23 protein-coding genes are annotated in these 25351 nt (G+C 66.3%); 9 read left to right on the top strand and 14 right to left on the bottom strand.

Annotation, left to right across the window (positions count from 1 at the left end; translation table 11 throughout):
* The gene (locus I5803_RS08235) at window positions 1-852 is read left to right on the top strand and encodes an HpcH/HpaI aldolase/citrate lyase family protein (RefSeq protein ID WP_196985884.1); all 852 of its coding nucleotides are present in this window, start codon (window positions 1-3) and stop codon (window positions 850-852) included.
* A gap of 61 nt (window positions 853-913) precedes the next feature.
* A complete protein-coding gene (locus I5803_RS08230; RefSeq protein ID WP_196985883.1) occupies window positions 914-1825 on the top strand; it encodes a DMT family transporter in 912 nt (303 codons plus the stop codon).
* A gap of 30 nt (window positions 1826-1855) precedes the next feature.
* On the opposite strand, the gene I5803_RS08225 is transcribed toward I5803_RS08230, so the two are convergent.
* The 14 genes from I5803_RS08225 to I5803_RS08160 all read right to left on the bottom strand — a co-directional run bounded on the left by I5803_RS08225 (window position 1856) and on the right by I5803_RS08160 (window position 17024).
* Window positions 1856-2617, bottom strand: a complete 762-nt coding sequence (locus I5803_RS08225; RefSeq protein ID WP_196985882.1) for a class II aldolase/adducin family protein — start codon at window positions 2615-2617, stop codon at window positions 1856-1858.
* 10 nt (window positions 2618-2627) lie between these two features.
* Window positions 2628-3410, bottom strand: coding sequence for a class II aldolase/adducin family protein (locus I5803_RS08220; RefSeq protein ID WP_354001641.1), 783 nt, complete (start codon window positions 3408-3410; stop codon window positions 2628-2630).
* A gap of 22 nt (window positions 3411-3432) precedes the next feature.
* Window positions 3433-4080: an RraA family protein gene (locus I5803_RS08215; protein ID WP_196985880.1), complete on the bottom strand. Its 648-nt coding sequence runs from the start codon at window positions 4078-4080 to the stop codon at window positions 3433-3435.
* Between the two features lie 11 nt (window positions 4081-4091).
* Window positions 4092-5828 (bottom strand): GMC family oxidoreductase, encoded by a 1737-nt coding sequence (locus I5803_RS08210; protein WP_196985879.1) that lies wholly within the window; start codon window positions 5826-5828, stop codon window positions 4092-4094.
* A complete protein-coding gene (locus I5803_RS08205) occupies window positions 5828-6376 on the bottom strand; it encodes a gluconate 2-dehydrogenase subunit 3 family protein (RefSeq protein ID WP_196985878.1) in 549 nt (182 codons plus the stop codon). Before I5803_RS08205 ends, I5803_RS08210 begins: the two co-directional genes overlap by 1 nt.
* A 5-nt stretch (window positions 6377-6381) precedes the next feature.
* The gene (locus I5803_RS08200; RefSeq protein WP_196985877.1) at window positions 6382-8043 is read right to left on the bottom strand and encodes a peptide ABC transporter substrate-binding protein; all 1662 of its coding nucleotides are present in this window, start codon (window positions 8041-8043) and stop codon (window positions 6382-6384) included.
* A gap of 121 nt (window positions 8044-8164) precedes the next feature.
* Window positions 8165-9493 (bottom strand): arylsulfatase, encoded by a 1329-nt coding sequence (locus I5803_RS08195; protein WP_196985876.1) that lies wholly within the window; start codon window positions 9491-9493, stop codon window positions 8165-8167.
* A gap of 3 nt (window positions 9494-9496) precedes the next feature.
* Entirely contained in the window at window positions 9497-10375 is an 879-nt protein-coding gene (locus tag I5803_RS08190) for a Bug family tripartite tricarboxylate transporter substrate binding protein (protein ID WP_196985875.1), read from the bottom strand.
* Between the two features lie 130 nt (window positions 10376-10505).
* Window positions 10506-11600, bottom strand: a complete 1095-nt coding sequence (locus I5803_RS08185; RefSeq protein ID WP_231402373.1) for an ABC transporter ATP-binding protein — start codon at window positions 11598-11600, stop codon at window positions 10506-10508.
* Window positions 11597-12361: an ABC transporter permease gene (locus tag I5803_RS08180; protein WP_196985874.1), complete on the bottom strand. Its 765-nt coding sequence runs from the start codon at window positions 12359-12361 to the stop codon at window positions 11597-11599. Before I5803_RS08180 ends, I5803_RS08185 begins: the two co-directional genes overlap by 4 nt.
* A gap of 26 nt (window positions 12362-12387) precedes the next feature.
* A complete protein-coding gene (locus I5803_RS21990; RefSeq protein ID WP_196985873.1) occupies window positions 12388-13245 on the bottom strand; it encodes an ABC transporter permease in 858 nt (285 codons plus the stop codon).
* Window positions 13246-13258: 13 nt separating this feature from the next.
* Window positions 13259-14332 carry an ABC transporter substrate-binding protein gene (locus tag I5803_RS08170; RefSeq protein ID WP_196985872.1) on the bottom strand — a complete coding sequence of 358 codons (1074 nt, stop codon included), beginning with the start codon at window positions 14330-14332 and terminating at the stop codon, window positions 13259-13261.
* A gap of 31 nt (window positions 14333-14363) precedes the next feature.
* Entirely contained in the window at window positions 14364-16028 is a 1665-nt protein-coding gene (locus I5803_RS08165; protein ID WP_196985871.1) for a peptide ABC transporter substrate-binding protein, read from the bottom strand.
* A gap of 96 nt (window positions 16029-16124) precedes the next feature.
* On the bottom strand, window positions 16125-17024 hold the full coding sequence (locus tag I5803_RS08160) for a 2-hydroxyacid dehydrogenase (protein WP_354001640.1): 900 nt from the start codon (window positions 17022-17024) through the stop codon (window positions 16125-16127).
* A 95-nt stretch (window positions 17025-17119) separates the two neighbouring features.
* Between I5803_RS08160 and I5803_RS08155 the strand changes: the two genes are divergently transcribed.
* Genes I5803_RS08155 through I5803_RS08125 form a run of 7 tightly spaced genes read left to right on the top strand, consistent with a single transcriptional unit; the run spans window position 17120 to window position 25349 of the window.
* Window positions 17120-18724 (top strand): AMP-binding protein, encoded by a 1605-nt coding sequence (locus I5803_RS08155; RefSeq protein ID WP_196985869.1) that lies wholly within the window; start codon window positions 17120-17122, stop codon window positions 18722-18724.
* Complete coding sequence (locus tag I5803_RS08150) at window positions 18708-19505, top strand: enoyl-CoA hydratase/isomerase family protein (RefSeq protein ID WP_196985868.1); 798 nt, start codon at window positions 18708-18710, stop codon at window positions 19503-19505. The genes I5803_RS08155 and I5803_RS08150 overlap by 17 nt, the downstream gene beginning before the upstream one ends.
* A 10-nt stretch (window positions 19506-19515) precedes the next feature.
* Window positions 19516-21189, top strand: a complete 1674-nt coding sequence (locus tag I5803_RS08145) for an ABC transporter ATP-binding protein (RefSeq protein ID WP_231402372.1) — start codon at window positions 19516-19518, stop codon at window positions 21187-21189.
* Complete coding sequence (locus tag I5803_RS08140; RefSeq protein ID WP_196985867.1) at window positions 21186-22814, top strand: class I adenylate-forming enzyme family protein; 1629 nt, start codon at window positions 21186-21188, stop codon at window positions 22812-22814. The genes I5803_RS08145 and I5803_RS08140 overlap by 4 nt, the downstream gene beginning before the upstream one ends.
* A 6-nt stretch (window positions 22815-22820) precedes the next feature.
* Complete coding sequence (locus I5803_RS08135) at window positions 22821-23975, top strand: thiolase family protein (RefSeq protein WP_196985866.1); 1155 nt, start codon at window positions 22821-22823, stop codon at window positions 23973-23975.
* 1 nt (window position 23976) lies between these two features.
* On the top strand, window positions 23977-24402 hold the full coding sequence (locus I5803_RS08130) for a Zn-ribbon domain-containing OB-fold protein (RefSeq protein WP_196985865.1): 426 nt from the start codon (window positions 23977-23979) through the stop codon (window positions 24400-24402).
* On the top strand, window positions 24399-25349 hold the full coding sequence (locus tag I5803_RS08125) for an ABC transporter permease (protein ID WP_196985864.1): 951 nt from the start codon (window positions 24399-24401) through the stop codon (window positions 25347-25349). Before I5803_RS08130 ends, I5803_RS08125 begins: the two co-directional genes overlap by 4 nt.
* The last annotated feature ends 2 nt before the right edge of the window (window positions 25350-25351 follow it).

Here is a 25351-nt window from a genome sequence, read left to right as displayed (position 1 = left end):
ATGACATCCGTCCTTGACCGCGCCCGCAGTTTTCTTTTCGTGCCCGCGTCGCGTCCCGAACGTTTCGCGAAGGCGCTGGACAGCGGCGCGGGCTGTGTCATCGTGGACCTGGAGGATGCCGTGCCCCCGGACAGGAAGGACGAGGCGCTCGACCAGCTCGTGGAGCAGCTGGCCCGCTTTGCCGACAAGGACCTGGCGCGGACGATGGTGCGCATCAACGCTTGCGGCAGCGCATGGCATGACAGGGAAGTGCGGTCGCTCAGGCGCTGGGTCGAACGCGGCCTCGGCGGCGTCATGCTTCCCAAGGCCGAAGCGCCCGCGGCGTTGCACGCATTGAACGCGGCGCTGGGCGGCCAGGCCCGGCTCGTGCCGCTGGTGGAGTCCCTGGCCGGCCTCGATGCGGCCGACCTGCTCGCACGGGTGCCGCAGGTGTCGCGGCTGGCGTTCGGCCATCTCGACTTCCAGCTCGACCTCGGAATGCGTTGCGGACCCGAAGAGCCCGAGCTCGCGCCGGTGCGGTTCGCGCTGGTGGCGGCGTCGCGCCGCGCGGGGATCGCGGCGCCCGTCGATGGTGTGACGCTGGACACCTCGGATGCGGTGCGGACGAGCGCCGACGCTCACCGGTCGCGCTCTTTCGGATTCGGCGCCAAGCTGTGCATCCATCCCTCGCAGGTTTCCGCCGTAGAGCGGGTCTTGGCACCTACCCCGGAAGAACTCGAGTGGGCGCGGCAGGTGGTTGCGGAGGCGAAAGCGCGCAACGGGGAAGCTTTCAGCCTCCATGGAAAGATGGTCGACCTCCCCGTTTTGCGACTCGCCCAGGGGACGTTGCTGCAAAACGAATCAATCCGCTGAAGCCGCATGCGCAAGACGGTCTGGTATGGTCGCTGGCAACTTGGGAGTCCTCGCGCAAACCATGCAAGCCTTCTGGATGATCATCGCGTCGCTGCTGTTCACGCTGATGGGCGTGTGCATCAAGTTCGCCGCAACGGCCTTCACCAGCGCCGAGCTGATCTTCTATCGCGGGTTGATCGGCGCCATCCTCATGTGGGGATTTGCGCGCATCGAGGGGGTGAGCCTTCGCACCCGCATGCTGCCCATGCACGCATGGCGCAGCGTCATCGGTGTCGTCGCGCTGGGCATGTGGTTCTACGCGATCGCCTACCTGCCGCTGGCGACCGCGAACTCCCTGAACTACATGAGCAGCATCTGGATCGCGGTGTTCGTCGTCGCCGGCACGCTGTTGACCTGGACGCCGCAGTCGGGCCGCCCGCTTGCGCAGGCCACCTTGATCCTGAGCGTCCTCGCCGGCTTCGCGGGCGTGGTCCTGCTGCTTCAGCCGGAACTGTCGAGCGACCAGCTGTTCGCCGGGGTCATCGGGTTTCTCTCCAGCATCGCCGCCGCGCTGGCCTACCTGCAGGTCGCGGCCCTGTCGAAGGCAGGCGAGCCGGAGAGCCGGACGGTCTTTTATTTCGCGCTCGGCTGTGTCGTGGGTGGCGCGGTGTGGATGGCCATGACAGGTGTTTCGCCCTGGTCGTGGCGCCAGTCGGTGTGGTTGTTGCCGATCGGGATGCTGGCCGCACTCGGGCAGTGGTGCATGACGCGTGCGTATGGGGACACGGGCGGAGCGCACGGAAGCGCCACGCTGGTCGTGGCCAACCTGCAGTATTCCGGGATCCTGTTTTCTGCGGCATTCGGATATCTGCTTTTCGATGACCGCATCACGCTCATGGGCTGGTCCGGCATCGCGCTCATCATCGCGAGCGGGATCGTGTCGACCATCATCCGGATCCGCTCGTTCGCCGGTTCGCCGGGCGAAGAGCGTTGATTCGCCGTGTAGCGCGCCGGGCTTCAGCTGCTAATCGGCATAGCCCGGCATGACCCGGTCCAGGACACGCAGCATCGCGGAGAAATACAGCCATTCGCGCTCGGCGCGCGAATGGCTGTTCTGCGGGTTCGGCCTGTCGACCTCATCGACCATCGCTTCGGGCAGCAGCGCCAGCGGCCGCCCCGTGGCCATCGCGAGCACCTGGGCCTTGCAGACTTTCTCGAGTTTGTAGAGCAGGCGGTAGGCCTGCGCAACCGTGTCGCCTGCGACGACCACGCCGTGGTTCTTCATGAAGAGGACCTGCTTGCTGCCCATGACGGATGCCAGGCGTTCGCCTTCGCTCAAGGCGTGCGCCAGGCCGCTATAGCCGTCGTCGTACGCGATATTCCGTGAGAAGTGGTAGGCGGTGGTCTGGCACGTCGGCAGCAACCGGTTGTCCTGCAGCATGTTCAGCGCGAGCGCCCAGGTCTGGTGGGTATGCAGGACCACCCTGGCGCCGAGGAGCCGGTGCAGGGGCGCATGGATGCAGTAGGCACTGAGCTCGAGCTCGCCCGTGCCTTCCAGGACGCGGCCCGACTCGTCGAACGCGATCATGTCGCTCGCCCTCGCTTCGGACCAATGGCGCCCGAAGGGCAGCACGAGGTACCGGTCGGTGTGACCGGGCAGCATCATGGTGAAGTGGTTGTCGATGCCCTCCTCCAGGCCGTCGTGCACGGCCAGGCGATGGGCCGCCGCGAGGTGGACGCGGGCGAGCCGGACTTCGCCGTCGAGGTCGGTGGGCGGCAAGGCCATGTCGTTGCGATCAGTCCTGGAAAGACGGATCGAGCTTCACCATCTTTTTCAGGAGGGCGGGCCAGGGCGATTGGTAGTCGGAGCTGCCGGTGACTTTCTTTCGTCGCAGGTCCCGGTGCAGCGTCTGGTAGACGCTTTCGCAGATGGCGGGATCGGGTTCGACCAGTGGACTGGCACACGCCATGGCCATGAGCTGGGTCTGGCACGCACGCTCCAGGCGCCACAGCAGGGTGAAGGTGTCGCCGATGGTCCAGCCGCACACCAGCAAGCCGTGATTGCGCATGATCATCACGTCGTGATCGCCCAGGTCGGCGACGATCTTGCGGCCGATCGCCTCGTTTTCCGCGAGCCCGTCGAAATCGTGGTACGCGGCGTGGAGGAAGCGCATCGATGTCTGGCTGACCGGCAGCAAGCCGCACTTCAGCGCGGAGACGGCCATGCCCGCGGCGGTGTGGGTGTGCGCGACGCAGAACGCGTCCGGGCGCGCGGCGTGGATGGCGGCGTGGATGACGAAGCCGGCCCGGTTGACGCCGTACTCGCCTGTGCTGAGCACCACCTGGCCCTCGAGGTCGATCTTGATGAGGCTCGAGGCGGTCACATCCTCATAGAGCATGCCGTACGGATTGATCAGGAAATGCCCCGGCTCTCCCGGCACGCAGCACGAGATGTGGTTGCCGGTCAATTCGGTCATGCCGAAATGGGCGACCAGGCGGTAGGCGGCGGCGAGTTCGACCCGCGTGCTCCACTCCGCCTGGCTCACGAGGTCGCGGATGGCGACGGTGTCCTGGATCACGATGCGTTTCGTTCCGGCGGGACTAGCGGGGGCGGCGACGCGACCACTGCACGCGGATCTCGTCGAGGGCGGGCAGGGGCAACCGGGCTTCGATGCCGTCTGCAAGCTTCCGGTCCAGTTCCAGGATCTCCTGCGCCTCATAGAGGATGTCGTCCAGTCGCGCGCGAGGCAGGACCACGACGCCGTCGTCATCGCCGACGACGATGTCGTCGGGGCTGACCTTCAGGCCGCCGCACTGGATGTCGATGCCGGTGGCGCCGAGCATCAGGAAGTCGCCGTAGCCCTGGATGGCCGAACCTTTGGAAAAAATCGGGTAGCCGCGGCTGCGGGACACGCCGATGTCGCGTACGCAGCCATCCATCACGATGCCCGAGATGCCGGCCAGCGCCGCGAAACGCGACATGTTCGCGCCGCTGATCCATCGATCGATGCCGACCTGCACGACCATGACGCTGCCCGCAGGGGCGGCCGCCATCACGTCATAGAAGCTGCGGGACCCCTTGGGCTGCGATCCCTTGGCCACGAACTGCACCGTGTAGGAGGGGCCGGCGACGCGCATGCCCGGCGCGAGGGCCGTGACGCCCGCCACCCCGGTTTCCAGCCCCAGCCGCCTGGCCGCGTCGTAGAGGGTCGATGCGTCGAATGCATCCAGTGTGTCGAACTCTGTCATGGGGAGGTTCCTCAGGCAGCCAGTGCCCGTTCGTTTTTCAGGTAGCGCTCGCGGATGGCCCGGGCCGACCAGCGCGCCAGGGCTCCGATGGTCGCCGTGGGATTTTTCCCGGGCAGCTGCGGGAAGGCGCTGCCGCCCACCACGAAGACGTTGGGCACCGACCAGGATTGCAGGTAGGGATTGACGGCGCTCGTCGCGGGGTCCGCGCCCATGGGCACGCCGCCCGTGTTGTGCGAGCCCTGGTAGGCCTTCGTGTCGTACGGTGCGCTGGCGGCCGTGCCATCCGCGCGGACCGCGCCCATCTCCCGCGCGATCTCCAGGGATCGCTCGGTGAGGAATCGCGACAGCTTGATGTCGTTCTCGCGGAAGTCGAAGGTCATGCGCAGTCGCGGGCGTCCCCACCGGTCCACGCTCGAGGGGTCCAGGTCCAGATAGTTCCGCCTGTCGGCCATGGACGCTCCGCACACGTTCAGCCGCGCCGTGTGGTTGTAGTAGCGCACCGCCGCCTTCTTCCACTCGGCGCCCCACCGGGGCGTGCCGGCGGGAACCGCCATGCGGCGAATGGGCCGGCCGCCCGAGGACTCGGCCGTGATCATGCCGCCGCCATAGAAGTCCGTCGAACTCGCGGTGAATGCCGCGGAGTTGAAGTCGTCGATGGTGGTGCCCAGGGCACCGCTGCCGATGAAGCCGTTGATCCAGGTTCCTTCGTCGAAGAACATCGTCGCGCCGCCGCGCACGTGGTAGGCGTAACCCCTGCCGACGACGCCTTCGCCGTGCCGCGGGTCATACGGCTTTCCGATCCCCGACAGCAGCATCAGGTGGGTGTTCGAGTACGTGTAGCCGCTCAGCACCACCACGTCGGCGGGCTGGAACACCCGTTGGCCTTCGGCATCGACATACTCCACGCCGCGTGCATGCTTGCCTTCCTTGTCGAGCACTACTTTCAGCACGCGCGATTGCGCGCGGATCTCGACGTTGCGCTGGCGTGCCAGCGCCGGCAGGATGGCGCTCACGGGTGTTCCCTTGGCACCGACGGGGCACTGGAACCGGTCGCAGAATCCGCAGAACACGCACGCATGGAGCTTTACGCCCAGGGGGTTCACGAATTCCCTCGACGAGTTCGCCGCGGGGATGGGGTAGGGGTGGTAGCCGAGTTTCGTGGCCGCCGTGCGAAACAGGCTGCCCGACATCGAATCGGGCAGCGGCGGGTTGCGGTACGCGTGGCTGCGAAATCCTTCGAACGGATTGGCGCCCGATTGGCCCGATGTCCCGGTGATCGCTTCGAACCAGTCGTAGTCGGCTTCGATGTCCTTGTAGGAGATGCCGAAGTCGGCCACCTGCATGTCGTCGGGAATCTGCGCGAGGCGACCTGCTTTGGCCAGGTGCGTGCGGAACTCGAAGTCGTGCGGATTGAAGCGCGTGTTGATGCCGTTCCACGCCACGCCTGCGCCACCGACGACCTCACCCAGGAGATACGCGCCGAAGCGGTTCAAGGGCCGGGCGGTTTGTGATGCCTCGTGCCGGTGAGTGATGGTTTCGACCGACAGGTCCTGCATCATCGCGCCGCGCAGGCCCTGCAGGTCGTCTTGCTCGATGGCGCCGGCTTGCAGGCCCGGTGCTGGAGCCCGGGCCTTGCCGCGTTCCAGCCCGACGATGTCCAGGCCGGTCTGCGCCAGCTCCGCCAGCACCACGCTGCCGGCCCAACCGACGCCGCAGATCACCGCGTCTTTCCTGGGGAGTGTGCGCATCAGGTCCTGTCCCGGAAATCCGCGATGGTCTGGATCGGGACGAGCTGCGCCACCGGCAGGTTCTTGCCGACGAAGCTGCGGTAGTCATGTCCGCAACCGGGGAAGCCGACCATCTTCCATCCACCGGCATTCCTGTTGCCGCCATGGATCGGGTCCGAGAAATAGCCTTCCATGGTGCTCTGGATCGCCTGGTCGAGGAAGTGCGCGATCCACGGATGCGCGATCGCCTTGCGCTCGATCGCGCTCAGGAGTTCGTGGCGATCGCCTGGGTCCAGTTGCGCGAAATCGCATCCCGCGCTTTGCCTGGCGAGCTCGTCCAGCGCGGCCAGCCCTTTGCTGTAGAAGGTCCGCGGCGACCAATCGCCGGGGATGTCAGCGTCCGGCTCGGCCGGCAGGTAGGTTCCCTTGCCGGCACCATAGTCGCCCCCCAGCTGGCCGTCGATGAAAGCGACGACACCCGCGTCGCTGGCCGAAGGGCCGATGGCATCAGCCGGGATCAGGCAATCGACCAGCGCGGCGAGGCACGCGTGTTCCTTGGCTGTGAGCATAGGTGTCAGGTGGTCCAGCGCCAGGTGTTGATGTTCCAGGTGTTGCACTGGACATTGGGATTGGAGTTGTAGCCCACCAGCTTGGCCTTGGTGCCTTCGACCGGCTGCGTCTGGGAAATCGGCAGGACGACCAGGTCCTCCCGGAGCAGGGCCTGGATCTTCTGGTACGCCTCCTTGCGTTCCGCGCGTTTGAAGGATGCCTGGGCTACCGCCAGCAGGCGATCGACTTCCGGATTCTTGTACTGGTAGTAGTTGTTCCCCGATCCGCCCTGGATGGGAATGGCCGCCGAGCTGAAGCGCCGCGTCATGTCCGGGTCCGCACCCGCGCTGTAGGAAGAGGAGATCAGCAGGCAGTCGAACTGCGATTTCAGGTAGTAGTCGGCCCAGATCACGGCAGCCGGCATCGTCTTGATCTGCATGGCAATGCCCAGCTTGGACCAGTCCTGCTGCAGCAGCTGCAGCACCTGCTCACGCTGCGCGACACCGGAGACGGTCGCCGCCGTGAATTCGAGGCGCTGGCCTCCTTTCGCGCGGATGCCGTCGGAGCCCCGCACCCAACCAGCGTCGTCGAGCGCCTTGTTGCCCAGTGCCAGGTCATACGCGTGCTTGGGCAAATCGGGATTGAAGGCCCAGGAAGATCGCGGCACGATCGATTCGGTCTCGACGGGCAAGCCGTAGTAGACCGCGCCGATGATGGCCTTCTTGTTGATGCCGGCGTACATCGCGCGGCGCACGGCCTTATCCTGGAAGATGGGCTTGCCCAGGTTCAGCGCGATGCCCTCCACCTGGGAGAACCGCACCTTTTCGACCTTGCGATCGTGCAGCGCCGAGGCTTCCTTGACGAACTGCGGGGCAATACCGCGGTGGCCGATGTAGTCGATCTGTCCGGTCTTGAACTGGGTGTAGAGATTGTTCGTGTCCGGGATGTAGTTGAAGATCACGCGTTCGACGAACGGTCCGTCGCCGAAGTAGTCCTTGTTGGCCTCCACCGTGATGCCCTGGCCCGCCACGCGCTTGCCCCACTTGAACGGACCGGTTCCGATGGGCGCGGAGTTGAAGGGCGCAGTGTTCGGATCGGCGGCGCTGGCCAGAGCATGCTTGGGCACGATGAACGTGAGGGCGAGCAGCGCGAGGTAGGGCGAATAGGCCTTGGACATCTTCCAGGTGAGCTCGTACGGATTGACGATCGTGATGTCCCTCACCAGGTCGTGCCCCTGTCGTGCGTTGGCCTTGAAGTTCGGGTTGTTGATCAGCTCGATCGTGTACTTGACGTCCTCGGCCGTGAAGTCCTTGCCGTCATGCCACTTCACGCCCTTGCGCAGCTTGACCGTCCAGCTCAGGCCGTCGGCAGAGATGCTTCCGTTTTCCAGGCTGGGCACTTCCGCGGCCAGTTCCGGCACCAGCGTGCCGTCCGGCTCCACGCGCCACAGCGGATTGAACAGGGCGAACCACACGCCCTGGTCGACCTCGAGCTGCGGCATCAGGGGATTCAGCACCGTGGGCTCGGACGAGAAGCCGACGACGACCTGGCCCTTCTGGACCTTGGCCTTTTGCGCCAGCGCGAAGCGCGGCAGCATCAACGCGGCCGGCGCCGCCAGCACCGTGCGGCGGGAGAGATGGATCGAGCCGGCCGACTCGCGCTCGGGGGCATTCCGTTCTGCTGTCATCTCCGACTCCTTGGTGAAAGATACTAGATATTGAAGTGCAATACATTAGATTCTAGAACCAAGCGCAGAAGGAGTCAAGCGCTGATCGCCCGTCAGCTAACTTCGTTCGGCCGGCCCTGCGTCACTCCGGATCAGGTTGCCCGGGCGGGGTGTTGGGGAACTGGTTGAACGAGAGCTGGAACTGCCGGATCATTTTGCGGATGGGCCCGCCGGTCCAGGCGTTGGCCGCGCCGACATTGGTCTGCTCCTTCGGGTCGCGCTTCAGGTTGAAGAGATAGGGAGATTCGAGCTTTCCCTTCATGTCGTTGACCTCCGGCATCCAGTAGAAATGCAGTTTCCAGTCGCGCCACTTGGCCGCGTAGAGCTCGTTCTTGAGGTAGAAGCAAAAGCCTTCCCGTCCGGATTTCTCGGCTCCGAGGAAGAACGCGCTCAGGTCCATGCCGTCGATGGGCCTGTCGGTGGGCACCGTTGCGCCGGACATCGTCGCCAGCGTCGTGAAGATGTCCGTGACGTGGACGATCTCGTTGCTCACGCGGCCTGCGGCGATCCTGCCGGGCCAGCGCACGATGAAGGGCACGCGCAGGCTGCCCTCCATCGCGGTGTGGTACGTGCCGCTCCACGGCCCGGCGGTGCCTCGCCACGGCGCCCGGAACTCCGGGCCGTTGTCGCTGCAAAACACGACGATGGTGTTGTCGGCAATGCCGCGCGCGTCCACCGCGTCGACGATCTGGCCCACGCGATGGTCCATCTCCATCATGCAGTCGCCGTAGTCTCCGGCTTCGCTCTTTCCCGAGAAGTCTCGATGCGCGAGCGTCGGGTAGTGCATGTTGATCAAGGGGACATACAGGAAGAACGGGCGTTCGGCGGCAACCTGGCGCTCGATGAAGTCGATCGACTTGCGCGTGAGTTCCTCGTCGATGGTCCTGCGCGATTCGAGGTCGTAGAGCTTGGCGTTCCTGCAGTCGCTTCCGGCCTTGCCTTCCATGATGTAGGGAAGGTCCACCACGCTGGGGTCGAAACCGAACGTGCTGGTGTACGCGCTCTCGTCCGTCGTGCGGGGGATTCCATACCATTCGTCGAAGCCCCGCGCGGTGGGCAGGCGCCCCTGGGTTTCGCCGAGGTGCCACTTGCCGAACATCGCGGTGGCGTATCCCTGCGCGGAGATGAGCTGGGGCAGGGTCACTTCCCATCGCGTCAATCCATGGGGCAAGCCCGCCGGCGCATGCTGCAGGCACCCGGTGCGTATCGGATGCCGGCCGGTCATGAGCGCCGAGCGGGTGGGTACGCAGTCGCTCTCGACGTTGTAGTTCTGGAGCTTGAGCCCCTGGGCGGCGAGGGCGTCGATCCTTGGCGTGGGCGCGCCCAACAGGCTGCCCCCGCCGTAGCAGCCGAGTTCGCCCCAGCCGAGGTTGTCCGCCATGATGAAAACGATATTGGGTTTTGCGTTCATGATTCAGTCTGCCTTTGCGCCCGATGCCTTGATGATTGCGGGCCATTTCTTGAGATCTTCCGCCAGGAGGCGCGTAAGGGCTTCAGGGGACGAGTCCCCCAGCAGTTCCAGGCCCTGGTCGACCAGCTTCGCCCTAACCGCGGGACTGTCCGTCGCTTTTTTCAGGCTGGCGCGAAGCTTCGCGAGGACCTCCGGCGGCGTGTTCGCGGGTGTCACGAGCGCGGACCAGGTGAACACGTCGTAATCCCTGACGCCGGCTTCCTGCATCGTCGGCACGTCGGGCAGCAGCGGCGAGCGCTTCGTGCCCGTCGTGGCGAGCGCGATAAGCTGTCCCGAGCGGATCTGGGCCAGCACATTCGGTGTGTTGAAAAAAGCCATGTCGACTTCGCCGGACATCAAGGCGATGACGCCCTGCGGCGCGCCCTTGTACGGGACGTGCAGCAGGTTGAGCCCCGCTTTCTGGGCGAACAGCACCCCCGAAAGATGGTGGCTTGTCCCGGGGCCACCGGAGGCATAAGTGTATTTTCCGGGGGACGACCTGGCCAACGAAATCAGCTCGGCCACGGTTCTCGCCTTGCTGGTTGGAGGCACGACCAGGACATTGGACACGCCACCGATCATGCCGATCGGCGAGAAATCCTTGATCGGGTCGTACGCCACTTTCGAATACAGCGATGGCACGAAAACCTGGGTGCCTTGCGTGACATAGCCGAGCGTATATCCGTCCGCGGGGGCGCGCTTGAGCTCCGCGATGGCGATCGAGCCCCCGGCGCCGGCCTTGTTGTCGATCACCACGGGTTGCCCCAGGTCGGCAGTGAATTCCGTCCCGAGAATCCGGGCGTTGATATCGGCGGTGCTGCCCGCCGCGAGCGGGATGATCATGCGGATGGGCCGGCCCGGATACGAGTCGGCCCACGCGCTCGTGGCGCTGCAGGCGATGAGTAGGCTGGCGAGGAGGGCGTTTCTGGTTGAATGCATCACGAGAGTCTCTTTCAGGGTGAGGCGGAGTGCGCTATGCGAGAAAGCGGGCGGCGTCCACATGCCACACCACGTTGACCGGTTGCGTGGGCGGAAACCGCGTCATCGACTGGTTGGTGAGTTCCTGCACCGCAATCTCCGTGCCGCCGTCCAGCGTGACGAAGTGCTTGACGGTGCCGCCGGTGATCAGCGTGTCGGTGACGAAGCCGTGCAGGACATTGTGGTCCGGCTCGACGGTGTCGTGATCGACGATCCGCAGGGACTCCGGCCGCAGGAGCACCTTGCCTTTGGTGCCGGCGACGCGGCAGGTTGGCGGCAGCGGAACCCGGCACGATTCGCCCGACGCGAGCCGGACCGTGCCGATGGCCCCGGGATGGGTCACTTCGCCAGGCAGCAACGTGGACTGCCCGATGAAGTCGGCCACGAATTCCGAGGCCGGCTCGAAATAGAGCTCGGCCGGCGGCCCCAGCTGCTCGACCCGTCCGGCGTTCATCAGCATGATCCGGTCGGACATGTTGAGCGCTTCTTCCTGGTCGTGCGTCACGTACAGCATCGTGATGCCGAGTTGCGTGTGGATATGCTTGATCTCGAGTTGCATCTGCTCTCGCAACTTCTTGTCCAGCGCGCCCAGCGGCTCGTCCATCAGGATCAGGCTGGGCCGGTAGACGATGCATCGCGCGATCGAGATGCGTTGCTGCTGGCCGCCGGACAGCTCCTGCGGCTTGCGGTTCGCGACGTGGGGCAGCCGCACGAGCTCGAGCACCTCGGTCACACGGCGCCGGATCTCGTCTCTTGCGACCTTGCGGATCTGCAAAGGGAAGGCGATGTTCTCGAACACCGTCATGTGCGGCATCAATGCATACGTCTGGAACACCATCCCCATGCCTCGCTCTTCGGCGGGCAGGGAGGTGACGTCGCGACCGTTCAGGATGATCTCGCCGCCCGAAGGGGTCGCCATCCCCGCGATCATGTTGAGAAGCGTCGTCTTGCCCGAGCCGGAAGGACCCAGGAGCGTCAGGAACTCGCCCTGGCGGACCTCGAGGCTGGTCTCGTGCAGGGCCACCAGATCGCCGTAGCGCTTGGTGACGTTGCGCAGGCCAACCATGGTGGGGGACGATTCGAGGTTCATGTGGATGCGTTCGGCTGGAGACGTGCGGCAAGGATGCAGACCGCAACCGACAGGGCGGTGAGCATGGTCGAGATGGCGGCGAGCACGGGAGATACCTCAAACTGGATCGAGGAGAACATCTTGACCGGCAGCGTGGTGTAGCCGGCGCGCGCCACGAACAGGGAGATGACCACCTCATCGAAGGAGATGAGGAAGGCGAAGAGGCCACCTGCGACCATGGCCGGCTTGAGCAGGGGCAGCGTCACCTTGCGCAGTACGGTGAACCGGCCGGCGCCCATGACCCGTGCGACCCGCTCCAGCGAGGGATCGATCTGCCTCAGGCCCGCATTGGCCGTGACGATGACGAACGGCACCGTCGCCACGCCGTGGGCCAGGACCAGCCGGAGCATGCCGTTGCTCAAACCGAGTTCGACGAAGTAGACATAGAGCGCCAGCGCGATCACGACGTGGGGAACCATGATCGGGCTCAACAGGAAGAGCGCCAGCCAGCGTCGTCCGGGAAACCGTCCCCGCGACAAGGCGTACGCGGCAGGCACGCCCAGTACGAGCGCGAGTGCGGACGCGGCCAGCGCCACGCGAAAACTCAGCCACGCCGACGAGATCCAGCCTTCCTCGGCCAGCAGGCGCCTGAACAGGTTGAACGAGAAGCCCTTGGGAGGAAAGACGATCTGGTTGGAGTCGCCGAACGAAATCACGACGACGATCAGGCTCGGCAAGACGAGGAACCCCAGGAAGGCCACCGCGACCCCGTTGACCGCCATCCTCCATCGGGAAATACGACGATCCATTAGTCGTCCTCGCCCGCGAGCAGGGACGAGCCGCCGGGAACCCTGGACAGCGCGAGGGCCGCGGCCACCGCCACCGTGGTCAGCACGACAGCGATGGCGGATGCGACCGGCCACACCATGGCTTCGCGCGTGTAGAAATCCACCAGGTTCGCGAGCATCATGTCCTTGCGCCCGCCCAGCAAAGCCGGGACCACGTAGAACCCGAGTGACAGAATGAAGACGAGCAGGCACCCGGCGGTCACGCCCGGCACGCTCAGGGGAAGTGTGACCTTCCAGAAGATCCGGAACTTTCCTGCGCCCATGATCGCCGCCGCCTTCGCGAGTTCGGGCGGTTGCTTCAACAGGCTGGTGAGGATCGGGAAGATCATGAACGGCACGAGGAAGTGGCTCATGCCCACCATGACGCCGAAGCGGTTGAAGAGCAACTTGATGGGACCCAGGCCCACCGCGGCCAGCAGCTGGTTGACGACGCCCGACTGGCCCAGCAGGATCGTGAAGGCGAAGCTCTTGACGAGGATGCTGGTCCAGAACGGCACCAGCACGAACACCATCAGGAACGCGCGGCGCCTGGGCGGCTGCCGCGACAGGAAATACGCCGTCGGGTAGGCGAGCAAGAGCGAAAAACACATCGCGCCGAAACTGATCTGCAGGGTGGTCGCAGTGACCAGGAAGAACAAGGGCGTCGACAGCATCTTGCCGTAGGCAAAGCCGGACAGATGCGCGCCGTCCGCGCTGAGGAAACTCTGCCAGGCGACGGCCGCCAGCGGCAGCGCGAAGGTGGCGGCCATGAACAGCGCCGCGGGGAGGGCGAAGCTCGCCGTGCGCAGCTGTTCCTGCAACTCGAGGGTGGATTTCACACGTCGATCGATGTCAGGCCAGCAGCCACTCCTTGAAACGGATGTTCAATTCATCGAGGCGGCCATCCCACCATTGGGCGTTGACGAACATGTTGTCCTTCGAGCCGACGTTGGGCAGCCACTTTCGCACGGCGGGATCGACCTTGGCCAGCGCGTCGGTGTAGGTCGGCGCGTCGCCGGACAGGTTGGCGTGTTCGACCTGGCACTCCCGGTTCATGACGAAGGACAGGAACCGCATCGCCGCCTCGCGGTTCTTCGTGCCGCGCAGCACGCCGGACCAGCCGAGCCCGAGGATGTTCTGCCGGAACGAATAGTCGATCGGCACCCTGGCTGCCTGCAGGTCCTTCACGCGCGTCGTATAGGTGAACGTGAAGTCGGTCTCGTTGGCCTGGATGAGCGCCACGGTCTGCTGGGTCTGGGCAATCCAGTGCGACACGTTCGGCTTGATCCGGTTCAGGGCCCTGAAGGCCCGCTCGATGTCGCAGGGATACACCTGGTCGGGCGGCACGCCATCGGCCATCAAGGCGATTTCCAGCGTGTCGTTGATGCGCGTGCGCAAGCCCCTTCGGCCCGGGAAGTTCTTCACGTCCCAGAACTCGGGCCACGTCTTCGGAACCTTTCCGCCGAAGCGGTCGGTGGGGAATGCGATGCCTCCTGCGTAGACGGAACCGCCCACCGCGAACTCATGGCGGGCCTGCGGAATGCAACCTTCGCGGTTGACGATCTTCTCGTCGATCGGCTCCAGCAGCCCGAGCCGCGTGCAGACCGGCACCCAGGCATCGAGCAGGTCGACGACGTCCCACTCGACGTCCTTGCGCTCGACCTGCGCCCGGATCTTGGCGAGATCCGGGCCCGCGACCGACACGATCTCGATGCCCGTCGCCTTGGTGAAGGGTTCGTAGAACGCGCGACGCTTGGCCTCGCCCCCGGCGCCGCCGACATTGACGACCACGAGCTTCTTGGTCTGTGCCGAGGCCGGGCGCAGGTACATCGGCAGCGCGACTGCGCTCGCGGCGAGTCCTCCCGCCTTGATCAGCGAACGGCGGGACAGGGGCCGGCTCTTGAAACCATCATTCGAATCAGTCACGGAAAGCTCCTCGGTTGAGTGAAGTGGGCTGTCAGGCCGCCCAGTACCACGTGCCGATGTTCCAGGTGTTGCAGGACACATTCGGGTTGGAGCGATAGCCCATGAGCTTCGCCTTGCTGCCTTCGACGGGCTGCGGCTGGCACAGCGGCAGGATGACCAGGTCTTCGCGGATGAGGGCCTGGATCTTCGCGTACGCGTCCTTGCGCTCGGCGCGCCGGAAGCTGGCCTGCGCGACGCCCAGCAGGCGGTCCACTTCGGCGTTCTTGTACTGGTAGAAGTTCTGGCCGGAGCCACCCTGCACGGGAATTGCACCGGAGCTGAAGCGCTGCGTCACGTCAGGGTCGGAGCCGGTGCCGTAGGTGGTGGACAGCAGCAGGCAGTCGAACTGCGACTTGGTATAGAAGTCGCCGTAGACGACGGCGGCCGGCATAGTCTTGATCTGCATGGCGATGCCCAGCTTCATCCAGTCCTGCTGCAGCAGCTGGAGCACCTGCTCGCGCTGCGCATTCCCCGACACCGTCGCCACGGTGAATTCGAGGCGCTGGCCGGCCTTCGCGCGGACGCCGTCCGGGCCGCGAACCCATCCCGCTTCGTCCAGCAGCTTGTTGCCCAGCCCGAGGTCGTAGCTTTGCTTGGGCAGGTCGGGATTGAAGGCCCACGACGAACGCGGCGTGACCGACTCGGTCTCGGTGGGCAGTCCGTAGTACACCGCATCGATCATGGCCTTCTTGTTCATGCCCGCGTACATTGCGCGGCGCACGGCCTTGTCCTGGAAGATCGGCTTGCCCATGTTCAGGGCGATGCCCTCGACCTGCGAGAACTTGACCTTCTCCACCTTGCGGTCGCGCAGCGCGGAGGCTTCCTTCACATACTGCGCGCCGATGCCGTAGTAGCCGATGTAGTCGATCTGCCCGGTCTTGAACTGCGTGTAGAGGTTGTTCGAGTCGGGGATGTAGTTGAAGATGACGCGCTCCACATAGGGGCCGTCGCCGAAATAGTCCTTGTTGGCTTCGACCGTCACGCCCTGGCCGGCCACGCGCTTGCCCCACTTGAACGGCCCGGTGCCGATCGGCGCGGAGTTGAACGGCGCGGTGTTCGGGTCGGCCGCGGTGGAGAGCACGTGTTTGGGAACGATGAAGGTCCAGGCCAGCAAGGCAAGGTAGGGTGCGTAGGCCTTGGACATCGTCCAGGAGATGTCGTGCGGGCTGGAGACCGCGATGTCCTTGACCAGGCCGTGGCCCTGGCGCGTGTACGCCTTGAAGTTGGGGTTGTTGATCAGCTCGAGCGTGTACTTGACGTCCTCGGCCGTGAACTCCTTGCCGTCGTGCCACTTCACGCCCTTGCGCAGCTTGATCTTCCAGGTGAGGCCGTCGGCCGAGATGCCGCCGTTGTCCAGCGTGGGCACTTCGGCCGCAAGCTCCGGCACCAGCGTGCCGTCGGGGTCCGCGCGCCAGAGCGGGTTGAACAGCGCGAACCACACGCCCTGGTCGGTTTCGATGCGGGGCATGAGCGGATTGAAGACGGTGGGCTCCTGCGAGAAACCCACCACGATCTGGCCCTTCTGGCCCTTGGGCGGCTTCTGGCTCTGGCCCATGGCGAGGTGCGGCAGCATCAACGCGGCGGGGGCAGCGAGTACCGTCCTGCGGGAGATATGAAATGAGCCATTCGACTCAGGCTGGAGGGCTTTCCGTTCCATGGTCATTCGCAAACTCCTGTTTAGATACTAAATATTGAAATACAATACAGCGGATTTTAGACCAAGCGCCCAAAGAGTCAAGCGGTTGTGTACGGATCAATAGCCGCGCTTGCGGTCGACCAGGCCGTGCATCGGCTGGCCATCGTGGTGGCGGCGAATGTTCTCCAGCACGGCGTCGACAGCGACTTCGGGCCGCGCGGCAGTGGCTATATGCGGTGTGATGCGCACGCGCGGATGCCGCCAGAGCGGGTGGCCGGCCGGCAGCGGCTCCGGGTCGGTGACGTCGAGCCGCGCGCTGGACAAATGTCCGGACGCGAGCAGGCGCATCAGCGCCCCGTGGTCCAGGTGGGCGCCACGCGCGACCTGCACCAGCGAGGCGCCGCGGGGAAGCTGCGACAGCAGCTCCTCACCGAGCAGGCCCCGCGTGTCGTCCGTCAACGGCAGCAGGCACACGAGCACCTCGGTGCGCGCGAGAAACGCACGCATGGCCTGCGCGCCTGCAAAGCATTCGACCCCTTCCATCCGGTGCGCCGAGCGGCTCCACGCGGCGCAGGCATAGCCGAGCTGCACCAGGCGATGCAGCGAAGCTTTCGCCAGGTTGCCCATCCCGAGCACGCCCACGCGAACCTGCGAGGCGCTGCGGATCGGCCTCGGTAACCACACGCCGCGTGCCTGCTGCTCCGCGTAGTCGAAGCAATCCCTGTGCACGTCCAGGACCGCGTGCAGCACGTACTGCGCCATCCCTTCCGCGAAGGCGGGATCGATCATGCGAACGAGGGGGACGCTGTCGGGGATGGCCGACAGGTCCAGGTGGTCGATGCCGGCGCCGGTGGTGAAGAGGATTTCCAGGTTGGGAAAGACCTCGTGCAGGCGCGGCGGCGGCGTCCAGGCCGCCATGTAGCGCACGTCGGCCGGATCGCCCGTGTCCGGCCACTGCCGGAACTCGATGTCCGGTGCGCGCTCGGCGAACAGGCGCGCCCACTGCTGGCCGCGCACGGGGTCCGATTTGTAAACAAACGCCGGCAAGCCCAAAAAAAACCTCCAGGCAGTTGCAACGGATAAATACTAGCAGTATATTAGCTTGCATTACTATGTATCACAATACAATACCGACAGCCGAGACTTCGCGTTCTGTGTCCGTGCCATGGACCGCCTACTTCCCGAAGCGCACCGATGGCGACCAGCTCGATGTGGTCGCCTTGCTGCAGCAGGGCCTGGCGCGCGGCAGCGAACGTTGCGTGATCGCCTATGAAGGCGAGGCCGTCACCGCGGGGCAGATGCGCACTCGTGTCGCGCAGGTGCAGGCGCAGCTGCGCGGGGCGGGCATCGGGGCCGGGGACCGCGTCGCGGTGATGATGTCCAACTCGGTGGAGCACGTCGCGCTCATCTACGCGTTGATCCTGTCCGGCGCGGTCTGGATCCCGGTGAACGTGCGCCTGCGCGGCGCGGGCCTGGACTACATCGTGCGGCATTCGCGTCCGGCTCTCCTGGTGTTCGACGCGGAGTTCGAGGAGGTGCTGGCTTCGCTGTCCGGCGTGAAGACCTTGCGCCTGCAACCGGGCGCGAACGCGGATGCGCAGGCGCAGGAGATGAGCTGCAACCGCGACATCCGCCACGGCGACCCGCTTTGCATCATCTACACCTCCGGCACGACCGGCGCGCCCAAGGGCGTGGTGTTCACCCATCGCATGCTGCGCATCGCGAGCGAGGCCGCGCTGATGGTGGCCGGCATCCGCGACAAGGACCGCGCATTCCTGTGGGAGCCGCTGTGCCACATCGGCGGCGCGCAGATGCTGATGCTGCCGTTCCTCGTCGATGCGCAACTGCACGTGGTCAAGCGCTTTTCGGCCAGCCGGTTCTGGGCGCAGTGGCGCACGGCCGGGGCGACGCACCTCCACTACCTCGGCGGCGTGCTGGACGTGCTCATGCAGTTGCCGCAGGCGGGAGACATTCGCGTCGCCTGGGGCGCGGGTGTTTCCGTGCAGGCCTGGGGGCCCATCCGGGCGCGATTCGGCTGCGAACTGCGCGAGTGCTACGGCATGACCGAATGCTCGAGTTTCGCGACCCTGAACGCGAGCGGCACGCCCGGGTCGATCGGCGCCGCGCTGCCGTGGATCGGCATCGAATTGCTGGATGCGGAGAGCCGGCCCGTGCCGTCCGGCGACATCGGCGAGATGGTCCTGTCCAGCGATGTCGAAGGCGTCTTCCTGCCTGCGTACCTCGACAATCCGGAGGCAACGGCGAGCGCCCTGCGCGGCGGCAAGCTGCACACCGGCGACCTGGCGCGGCAGTTGCCCCATGGGGAATACGCCTTCGTCGGGCGCCGCACCGACTCCATGCGCGTGCGCGGCGAGAACGTGTCGGCCTGGGAAGTCGAGCGTGTCTTCGCCCTGCACCCCGCGATCAAGACCGCGGCCGTCGTCGGCGTGCCTGCGGCCATCGGCGAGCAGGACATCCTGATGTATGTCGAATTCGAATCCGGCGCCGCGGTGGAATGGGGCGAACTGGTGGCCTGGGCCCAACCGCGCCTGGCCGATTTCCAGCTGCCGCGCTACTACGCGTCGGTCGACAGGTTCGAACTGACCCCCAGCGAACGCATTCGCAAGCACCTGCTGCCGCGCGACGCGGCAGGCGCGTGGGACCGCACCCTTTCAAAGTCATCTTCCAGGAGCCCCGCACATGTCCAATCCAGATAAGCTCATCGTCGTCGAGCGACGCGGCGCCGTGGGCGTCATCCGCCTCAACCGCCCCGACAAGCTCAACGCGTGGACAGTCGCCATGCGCAGCGACATCATGGCCGCGATGAAGGCATTCGAAACCGACGCCGACGTGCGCGCCGTGGTGCTCACGGGCACGGGCGAGCGCGCGTTCTGCGCCGGCCAGGACCTGGGCGAGGCGCACGGATTCAACGCCGACGACTCGGAGGTGTGGATCCGTGGATGGGGCGTGTTCTACACCGTGCTGCGCAGTTTTCCCAAGCCGCTGGTCATGGCGCTCAACGGCATCGCCGCGGGCTCGGCCTTCCAGGCGTGCCTGATGGGCGATGTGCGCGTGGCCCACGCGGGCGTGCGCATGGGCCAGCCGGAAATCAATTCCGGCATTGCCAGCATCACCGGTCCGTGGATCATGAACCTCATGCTCGGCATGTCCCGCACGATCGAGCTCACCCTCACGGGCCGCCTGATGGACGCCGACGAGGCCCACCGCCTCGGCCTGGTGCATCACATCGTCCCGCAACACGAGGTGCTGGAGCGCGCGGTGGAGATCGCCGACGAACTGGGGATGAAGCCGCCCGTCGCCCTGCGCCTGGACAAGGCGCGTTTTCGCGAGATGTCCGAGCCTTCGTTCCTGGAAACCATCGAGGCGGCCGTGCGCGCGCACCGCAAGTCCTACGACAGCAACGAACCGCAGCGCATGGTCGAAGCCTTCTACAAGGCCCGTGGCGGCGCGCTGCCCGCCGCCGACGTCAACGCATAGGACGGCCGGCATGACGAGCGCTTCCATGCGGACGGTGCAGGCTTCCACGGCGCCTGTCCTGGAGATCGAGGGCCTGTCGATCGAGTTGCCTGCGGGGGCCGACCGGTCCCATGCCGCGAAGAACCTCGACATCCGGATCTACCCCGGCCAGACCACCTGCATCGTGGGCGAGTCCGGTTCGGGCAAATCGCTGGCGGCGCTGGCCACCATGCGGCTGCTGCCGGAGGGCGTGCGCATGAGCGGGGGCGCCATCCGCCTCAACGGGCAGAACCTCGCGGCGCTGACCGAGGCGCAAATGCGCGGCGTGCGCGGGCGCGACATCGGCATGATCTTCCAGGAGCCGCTCACCGCGCTGAACCCGGTGATGCGCATCGGCGACCAGATCAGGGAAGTGCTGGAAGTGCACGGGCAAGGCAGCCGAGCCAGCCGCACCGCCAAGGCGATGGAGCTCATCACGGAAGTAGGCCTGCCCGAGCCGGCCCGGATCATCCGCGCGTTTCCGCACGAGCTGTCGGGCGGCCAGCGCCAGCGCGTCGTCATCGCCATGGCGCTGGCGCTCGAGCCCAGGCTGCTGATCGCCGACGAGCCCACCACGGCGCTGGACGTGACGACGCAGGCGCAGATCCTCAAGCTGATCGCCGACCTGCGCGAGCGCCACCACATGGCCGTGATGTTCATCACCCACGACTTCGGCGTGGTGCGCGAGATTGCCGACCGCGTCATCGTGATGCGCCACGGCGAGCGGGTGGAGGAGGGCAGCGCGCGGGAAGTGCTGGGCAATCCCCAACACGCCTATACCCGGCAGCTGCTGGACGCGGTGCCCACCATGGTGCCCCCGCCCGCCAGGCGCTTGCCGGAGGAAGAGGCGTTGGTGGTCAGCAACCTGAACAAGACGTACGGGCAGCGCCAGATGTTCGCCGCCAAGCGCACGGTGCACGCGGTGTCGGATGTGAGCTTCGCGATCCGCCGCGGCGAGACGCTTGGCCTGGTGGGCGAATCGGGTTCCGGCAAATCGACCGTCGGGCGTTGCGTGATCCGGCTGATCGAGCCCGACACCGGCACCATCCGCGTCGGCGACCTGCAGATCGACAACCTGTCGCTGCGCGAGCTTCGGCCGCAGCGCCGCAGGGTGCAGATGGTGTTCCAGGACCCCTTCGGATCGCTGGACCAGCGCCGGACGGTGGGTGCCAGCATTTCCGAAGGGATGATCGCCAATGGCGCGTCGACGGCGCAGGCGCGGGCGCGCAGCATCGAGCTCCTGGAACTGGTGGGCCTGCAGCCCGCTGCGGTGGACCGCTATCCACACGAATTCTCGGGCGGGCAGCGCCAGCGCGTGGGCATCGCGCGCGCGCTGGCCCTGAACCCCGACGTCCTGATCGCCGACGAGGCCGTCTCCGCGCTGGACGTGTCCGTGCAGTACCAGGTGCTGCAGCTGCTGCGCGAGGTGCAGGCCCGCATGGGCCTGGCCATCCTGTTCGTCACGCACGACCTCCGTGTGGCGGCGCAGATGTGCGACCGGATCGCCGTCATGCAGAAGGGCAAGCTGGTGGAGCTGCAGGACACGCGCGACCTGCTGTCATCGCCGCGGCACGCCTACACGAAGGCCTTGCTGGCGTCCGTCCCGGGTCACGACATGATGCCGCTGCGCGAGGCCGCACGCGTCGTCGCCGAAGAGGCCGCATGACCGTGACCGCCACAGCGACGGGCAAGCGGCCGGCCGAGTGGGCCATCGTCGAACACGAGCCGCTGCCGCCCAGCATCGCGGCGCTGCTGGACAGCGCCGCCGCGGCGCATCCCGACCGGTCCTTCTGGAACACCATCGAGGGCGACGGCGCCTCGCTGAGCTATGCGCAGCTGGCCCGCCTGACGCGCGTCTGCGCACAGCACCTGCGCGCTGCCGGCGTCCGCAAGGGCACGCACGTGGCGGTGATGCTGCCCAACGCGCCGGGCTTCCTGATCGCCTGGATCGCGCTGTGCCGCCTCGGCGCGGTGGCGGTGATGATCAACACCGCCAGCACCGGTGGCGAACTCGCCCGCATGCTGCAAGGCACGGATGCGCGCTTCCTGCTGATCGATGCGGCCTACCTCGACACGTATCGCGAATTGCCCGCCGGCGCGCAGATGCGTCCCGGGTGCCTGTTCGTCCATGACGCGCCGGCTTCGCAGGCATCACTTCCGGCGGCCATCGATTTCGACACGCTGCTGCAGAGCGACTCGGAGCTGTCCGGGGACGCGGCGACGCTGGACGACATCGCCAGCATCCAGTTCACGTCGGGTTCCAGCGGCGTGCCCAAGGCCTGCATGCTCTCGCACCGCTTCTGGCTGACGCTGGGCAAGGCGCGCTCGTGCGTGGGGCCCGCGCCGCGCCGCATGCTGATCGACTCGCCCATGTTCTACCTGGGCCCGCTCTGGCGCGTGATGATGTCGATGTACTGCGGCACCACGCTTTTCGTCGCGCGCAAGTTCAGCCTGAGCCGCCTCTTCGACCGGATCGTCGAGCATGGCATCGACACCTGCGCCGTCACGTATCCCGTCGCCAAGCTCGAACCCGACCCGCGGCTCTTGCAGTCGTCGCTGCGCTGGCTCACGACCTACGGGCTCGCCAAGGAAGTGCATGCGGGGATGGAACGGATGTTCGGCGTGCCGGTGCGGGAGATCTACGGGATGACCGAAGTGGGCTCGGTGCTCGCGATGCCGGTGAGCGACACCAGCATGGTGGGTTCGGGTTCGTGCGGCCTGCCGGTACCGTTCCGGCGCTGCAGGATCGTGCGCGCCGGCAAGGACGTGGACACCGGCGAGGCCGGCGAGCTGTGGGTCGCGGGGCCCGGCATGTTTTCGGGCTACTACGGCGACCCGAAGGCCAGCCGCGATGCGTTCGACGGCGAGTGGTTCAAGACCGGCGATCTCTTCAAGCGGGACGAGGACGGCTACTACTACATGCTGGGGCGCATCAAGGACGTGATCCGCCGCAGCGGCGAAAACATCTCGGCCGCGGAGGTCGAGCTCACCGTCAACGCGATCGACGGCGTGCTCGAAGCCGCGGCCGTGCCGGTGCCCGACCCGCTGCGCGGCGAGGAGGTCAAGGTCGTCGTGGCCCGCGCGCCCGGCGCGCGTGGCGCGCAGCTCTCCGTGCAGGAGATCGTGCGGGCCTGCGAGGCGGCGCTTTCGCCCTTCAAGGTGCCGCGCTACGTGCAGTTCCTCGATGTGCTGCCCAAGACACCCACCGGAAAAATCGACAAGCCGGGCCTGAGGAACATGCGGGCGATCACCGCCGACGTGTTCGACGCGAGACCGGAAAAGCAAAGGTAATCACGGATGAAATCGGACGACGTCGGCATCATCGGGTATGGCAGCTCCGCCTATGAGAAGAATGGCAGCCAGCCCACTTTCGCCTACCTGGCGGACGCCGCGGCGGCGTGCCTGGCCAGCGCGGGCATCGCGAAGTCGGAGATCGACGGCATCGCGCTCAGCTCGTTCCACGCGCCGCCCGACAACGCCGCCACGCTCGGCGAGTACCTCGGGCTGGAGCTGAACTGGGCGCACTTCTTTTCGGCCGCCAGTGCGGGCCCGGTGATCTCGGTGATGGAGGCGGTGCGTGCCGTGGAGTCGGGCGTCGCCAACTGCGTGCTGTGCCTGGGCGGCGACAGCCGGACGATGGACGACTTCCGCCACCTCATCTCGCGCTTCAACCAGGCGGTGGCCAATTACGCGGCGCCGCTGAACTTCGGCGGCATGAACGGATTCTTCTCAATGATCCAGCGCCGCCACATGCACGAGTTCGGCACGAAGCGCGAGCAGCTCGGGCGCATCGCCGTGGCCCAGCGCTACAACGCGCTGCGCAATCCCCAGTCCCTGTTCAGGAAGGAACTGACGCTGGACGATTACCTCAACGCGCGGATGATCGCGGATCCGCTTCGCCTGTACGACTGCCCGATGCCCGCGTCCGGCGCGGACGCCATCCTGGTGGCGCCGCTGGATCGCGCGCGGCCCGGCAAGGGCGTGCGCATCCTCTCGGGCTTCCAGAAGCACAACCACCTGCCCGGCGAGATCACGCCGCTCAGCGGGGGCTGGGCGGCGTTTCGCGAGCGCCTCTTCAGCGAAGCGGGTGTATCCCACGACGAGCTGGACCTGGTGCAGCTCTATGACGACTATCCCATCATGGTGTCCATCCAGATGGAAGACCTCGGCTTTTGCGGCAAGGGCGAAGTCGGTGCATTCCTGGATCGCCACACCCTCACGTTCGACGGCAGCTTTCCGCTCAACACCGGCGGCGGCCAGCTCTCCTGCGCGGCGACGGCGGGCGGTGGCGGATTGATCGGCGTGCTGGAGACGGTGTGCCAGCTGTGCGGCGAAGCCGGCGAGCGGCAGGTCGAGGATGCCCGCACCGGCCTCGTCAGCGGATTCGGCATGGTGTCTTACGGGCACGGCCTGTCGGCCAGTGCATTGATTCTTCAGAAAGCGGGGAAGTGACATGGAGTTTCCGAAGCCCACCGAAGACGCCGTCAACCGCGAGATGCTGCAGGCCTGGCACGCGCACGGCGAGTTGCTGCTGCAGCACTGCACGCAGTGCGCGGCCGTCACCTACTATCCGCGCAGGATCTGCCCTTCCTGCTGGTCCAGCCGGATGGAGAACCGGCCTTCGGCGGGCGAGGGCACGGTCATCAGTTTTTCCGTCGTGCATCGCGGCGTCGACGAAGCGTTCCGGCAGCTCGGCACCACTGTCACGCTGGCGTCCGTGCGGACCGACGACGGCCCGCAACTGATCACGCTGATCGTCGGCGACGACCGTGACCAGGTGGCGATCGGCGGTAGGGTCAGGCTCGCACGCGACGCGGACCGGGAGCGCTATCCCTTGCCCGTCTACTCGCTCGCCCCTTCCGGAAAGGACGCATCATGAGCTCGTTTCTCGCACGGCGAATCGCCGTCGCCCTCCTGCTCCTTCTCGGCGTCTCGGTGATCGGCTTCTCGATCCTGAACCTGGCGCCGGGCGGCCCGCTGTCGATGCTCGCGGCCACCGGCGACCTGTCGCAGGAGGATCTCAAGCGGCTCGGCACGCAGATGGGCCTGGACGATCCGCTGCCCGTGCAATACCTGCGTTGGCTCGGCCACCTGCTAGAAGGCGACTGGGGCCGCTCCTACCGTGACCATTTGCCGGTACTGGAGATCATCGCGTCCCGGCTGGGCGCCACCTTCCTGCTCATGCTCACCTCGACCGGCATCGCCGTCGTGCTGGGGACCTGGATCGGCGTGATGAGCGGCGTGCGGCGCGGCGGCAGATTCGACACCGCGACCTCCGTGCTCTTCGTGACGCTGGTGTCCATTCCCACCTTCTGGCTGGGCCTGGTCGCCATCTACCTGTTCTCCGTCAAGCTGGGGTGGCTGCCGCCGGGCAACCGCGAGACGCCGGGGGATGGGTCCTTCGTCGACCTGCTGTCGCACCTTCTCATGCCGGCGCTGGTGCTCGCCATGGTGCACGTGGCGGTCTGGAGCCGCTACATGCGCGCCTCGGTGATCGACGCGTTCTCGCAGGACTACATCCGCACGGCGCGGGCCAAGGGCCTGTCGCAGGCGCAGGTCCTCTGGCGCCACGTGCTGCCCAACTCGCTGCTTCCCATGATCTCGATCGCGGGCATGCACATCCCCGCGCAGCTCGGCGGCGCCCTCGTCACCGAAACCGTGTTCACCTGGCCCGGCATGGGGCGGCTCTTCATGGACTCGCTGAACTACCGCGACTACCCCGTCGTCCTCGGCGTGCTGATGCTGACCGCGGTGCTCACGCTCCTGGGCAGCCTGCTCGCCGACCTCGGCTACGCGATCGCCGATCCCCGTGTGCGTCCCAACTAAAG

This window comes from Caenimonas aquaedulcis, from assembly GCF_015831345.1.
GTDB classification, from domain to species: Bacteria; Pseudomonadota; Gammaproteobacteria; order Burkholderiales; family Burkholderiaceae_C; genus Ramlibacter; species Ramlibacter aquaedulcis.
Note: the sequence above shows the minus strand (reverse complement) of the source record. Positions and strands in the feature narration are given on the sequence as shown.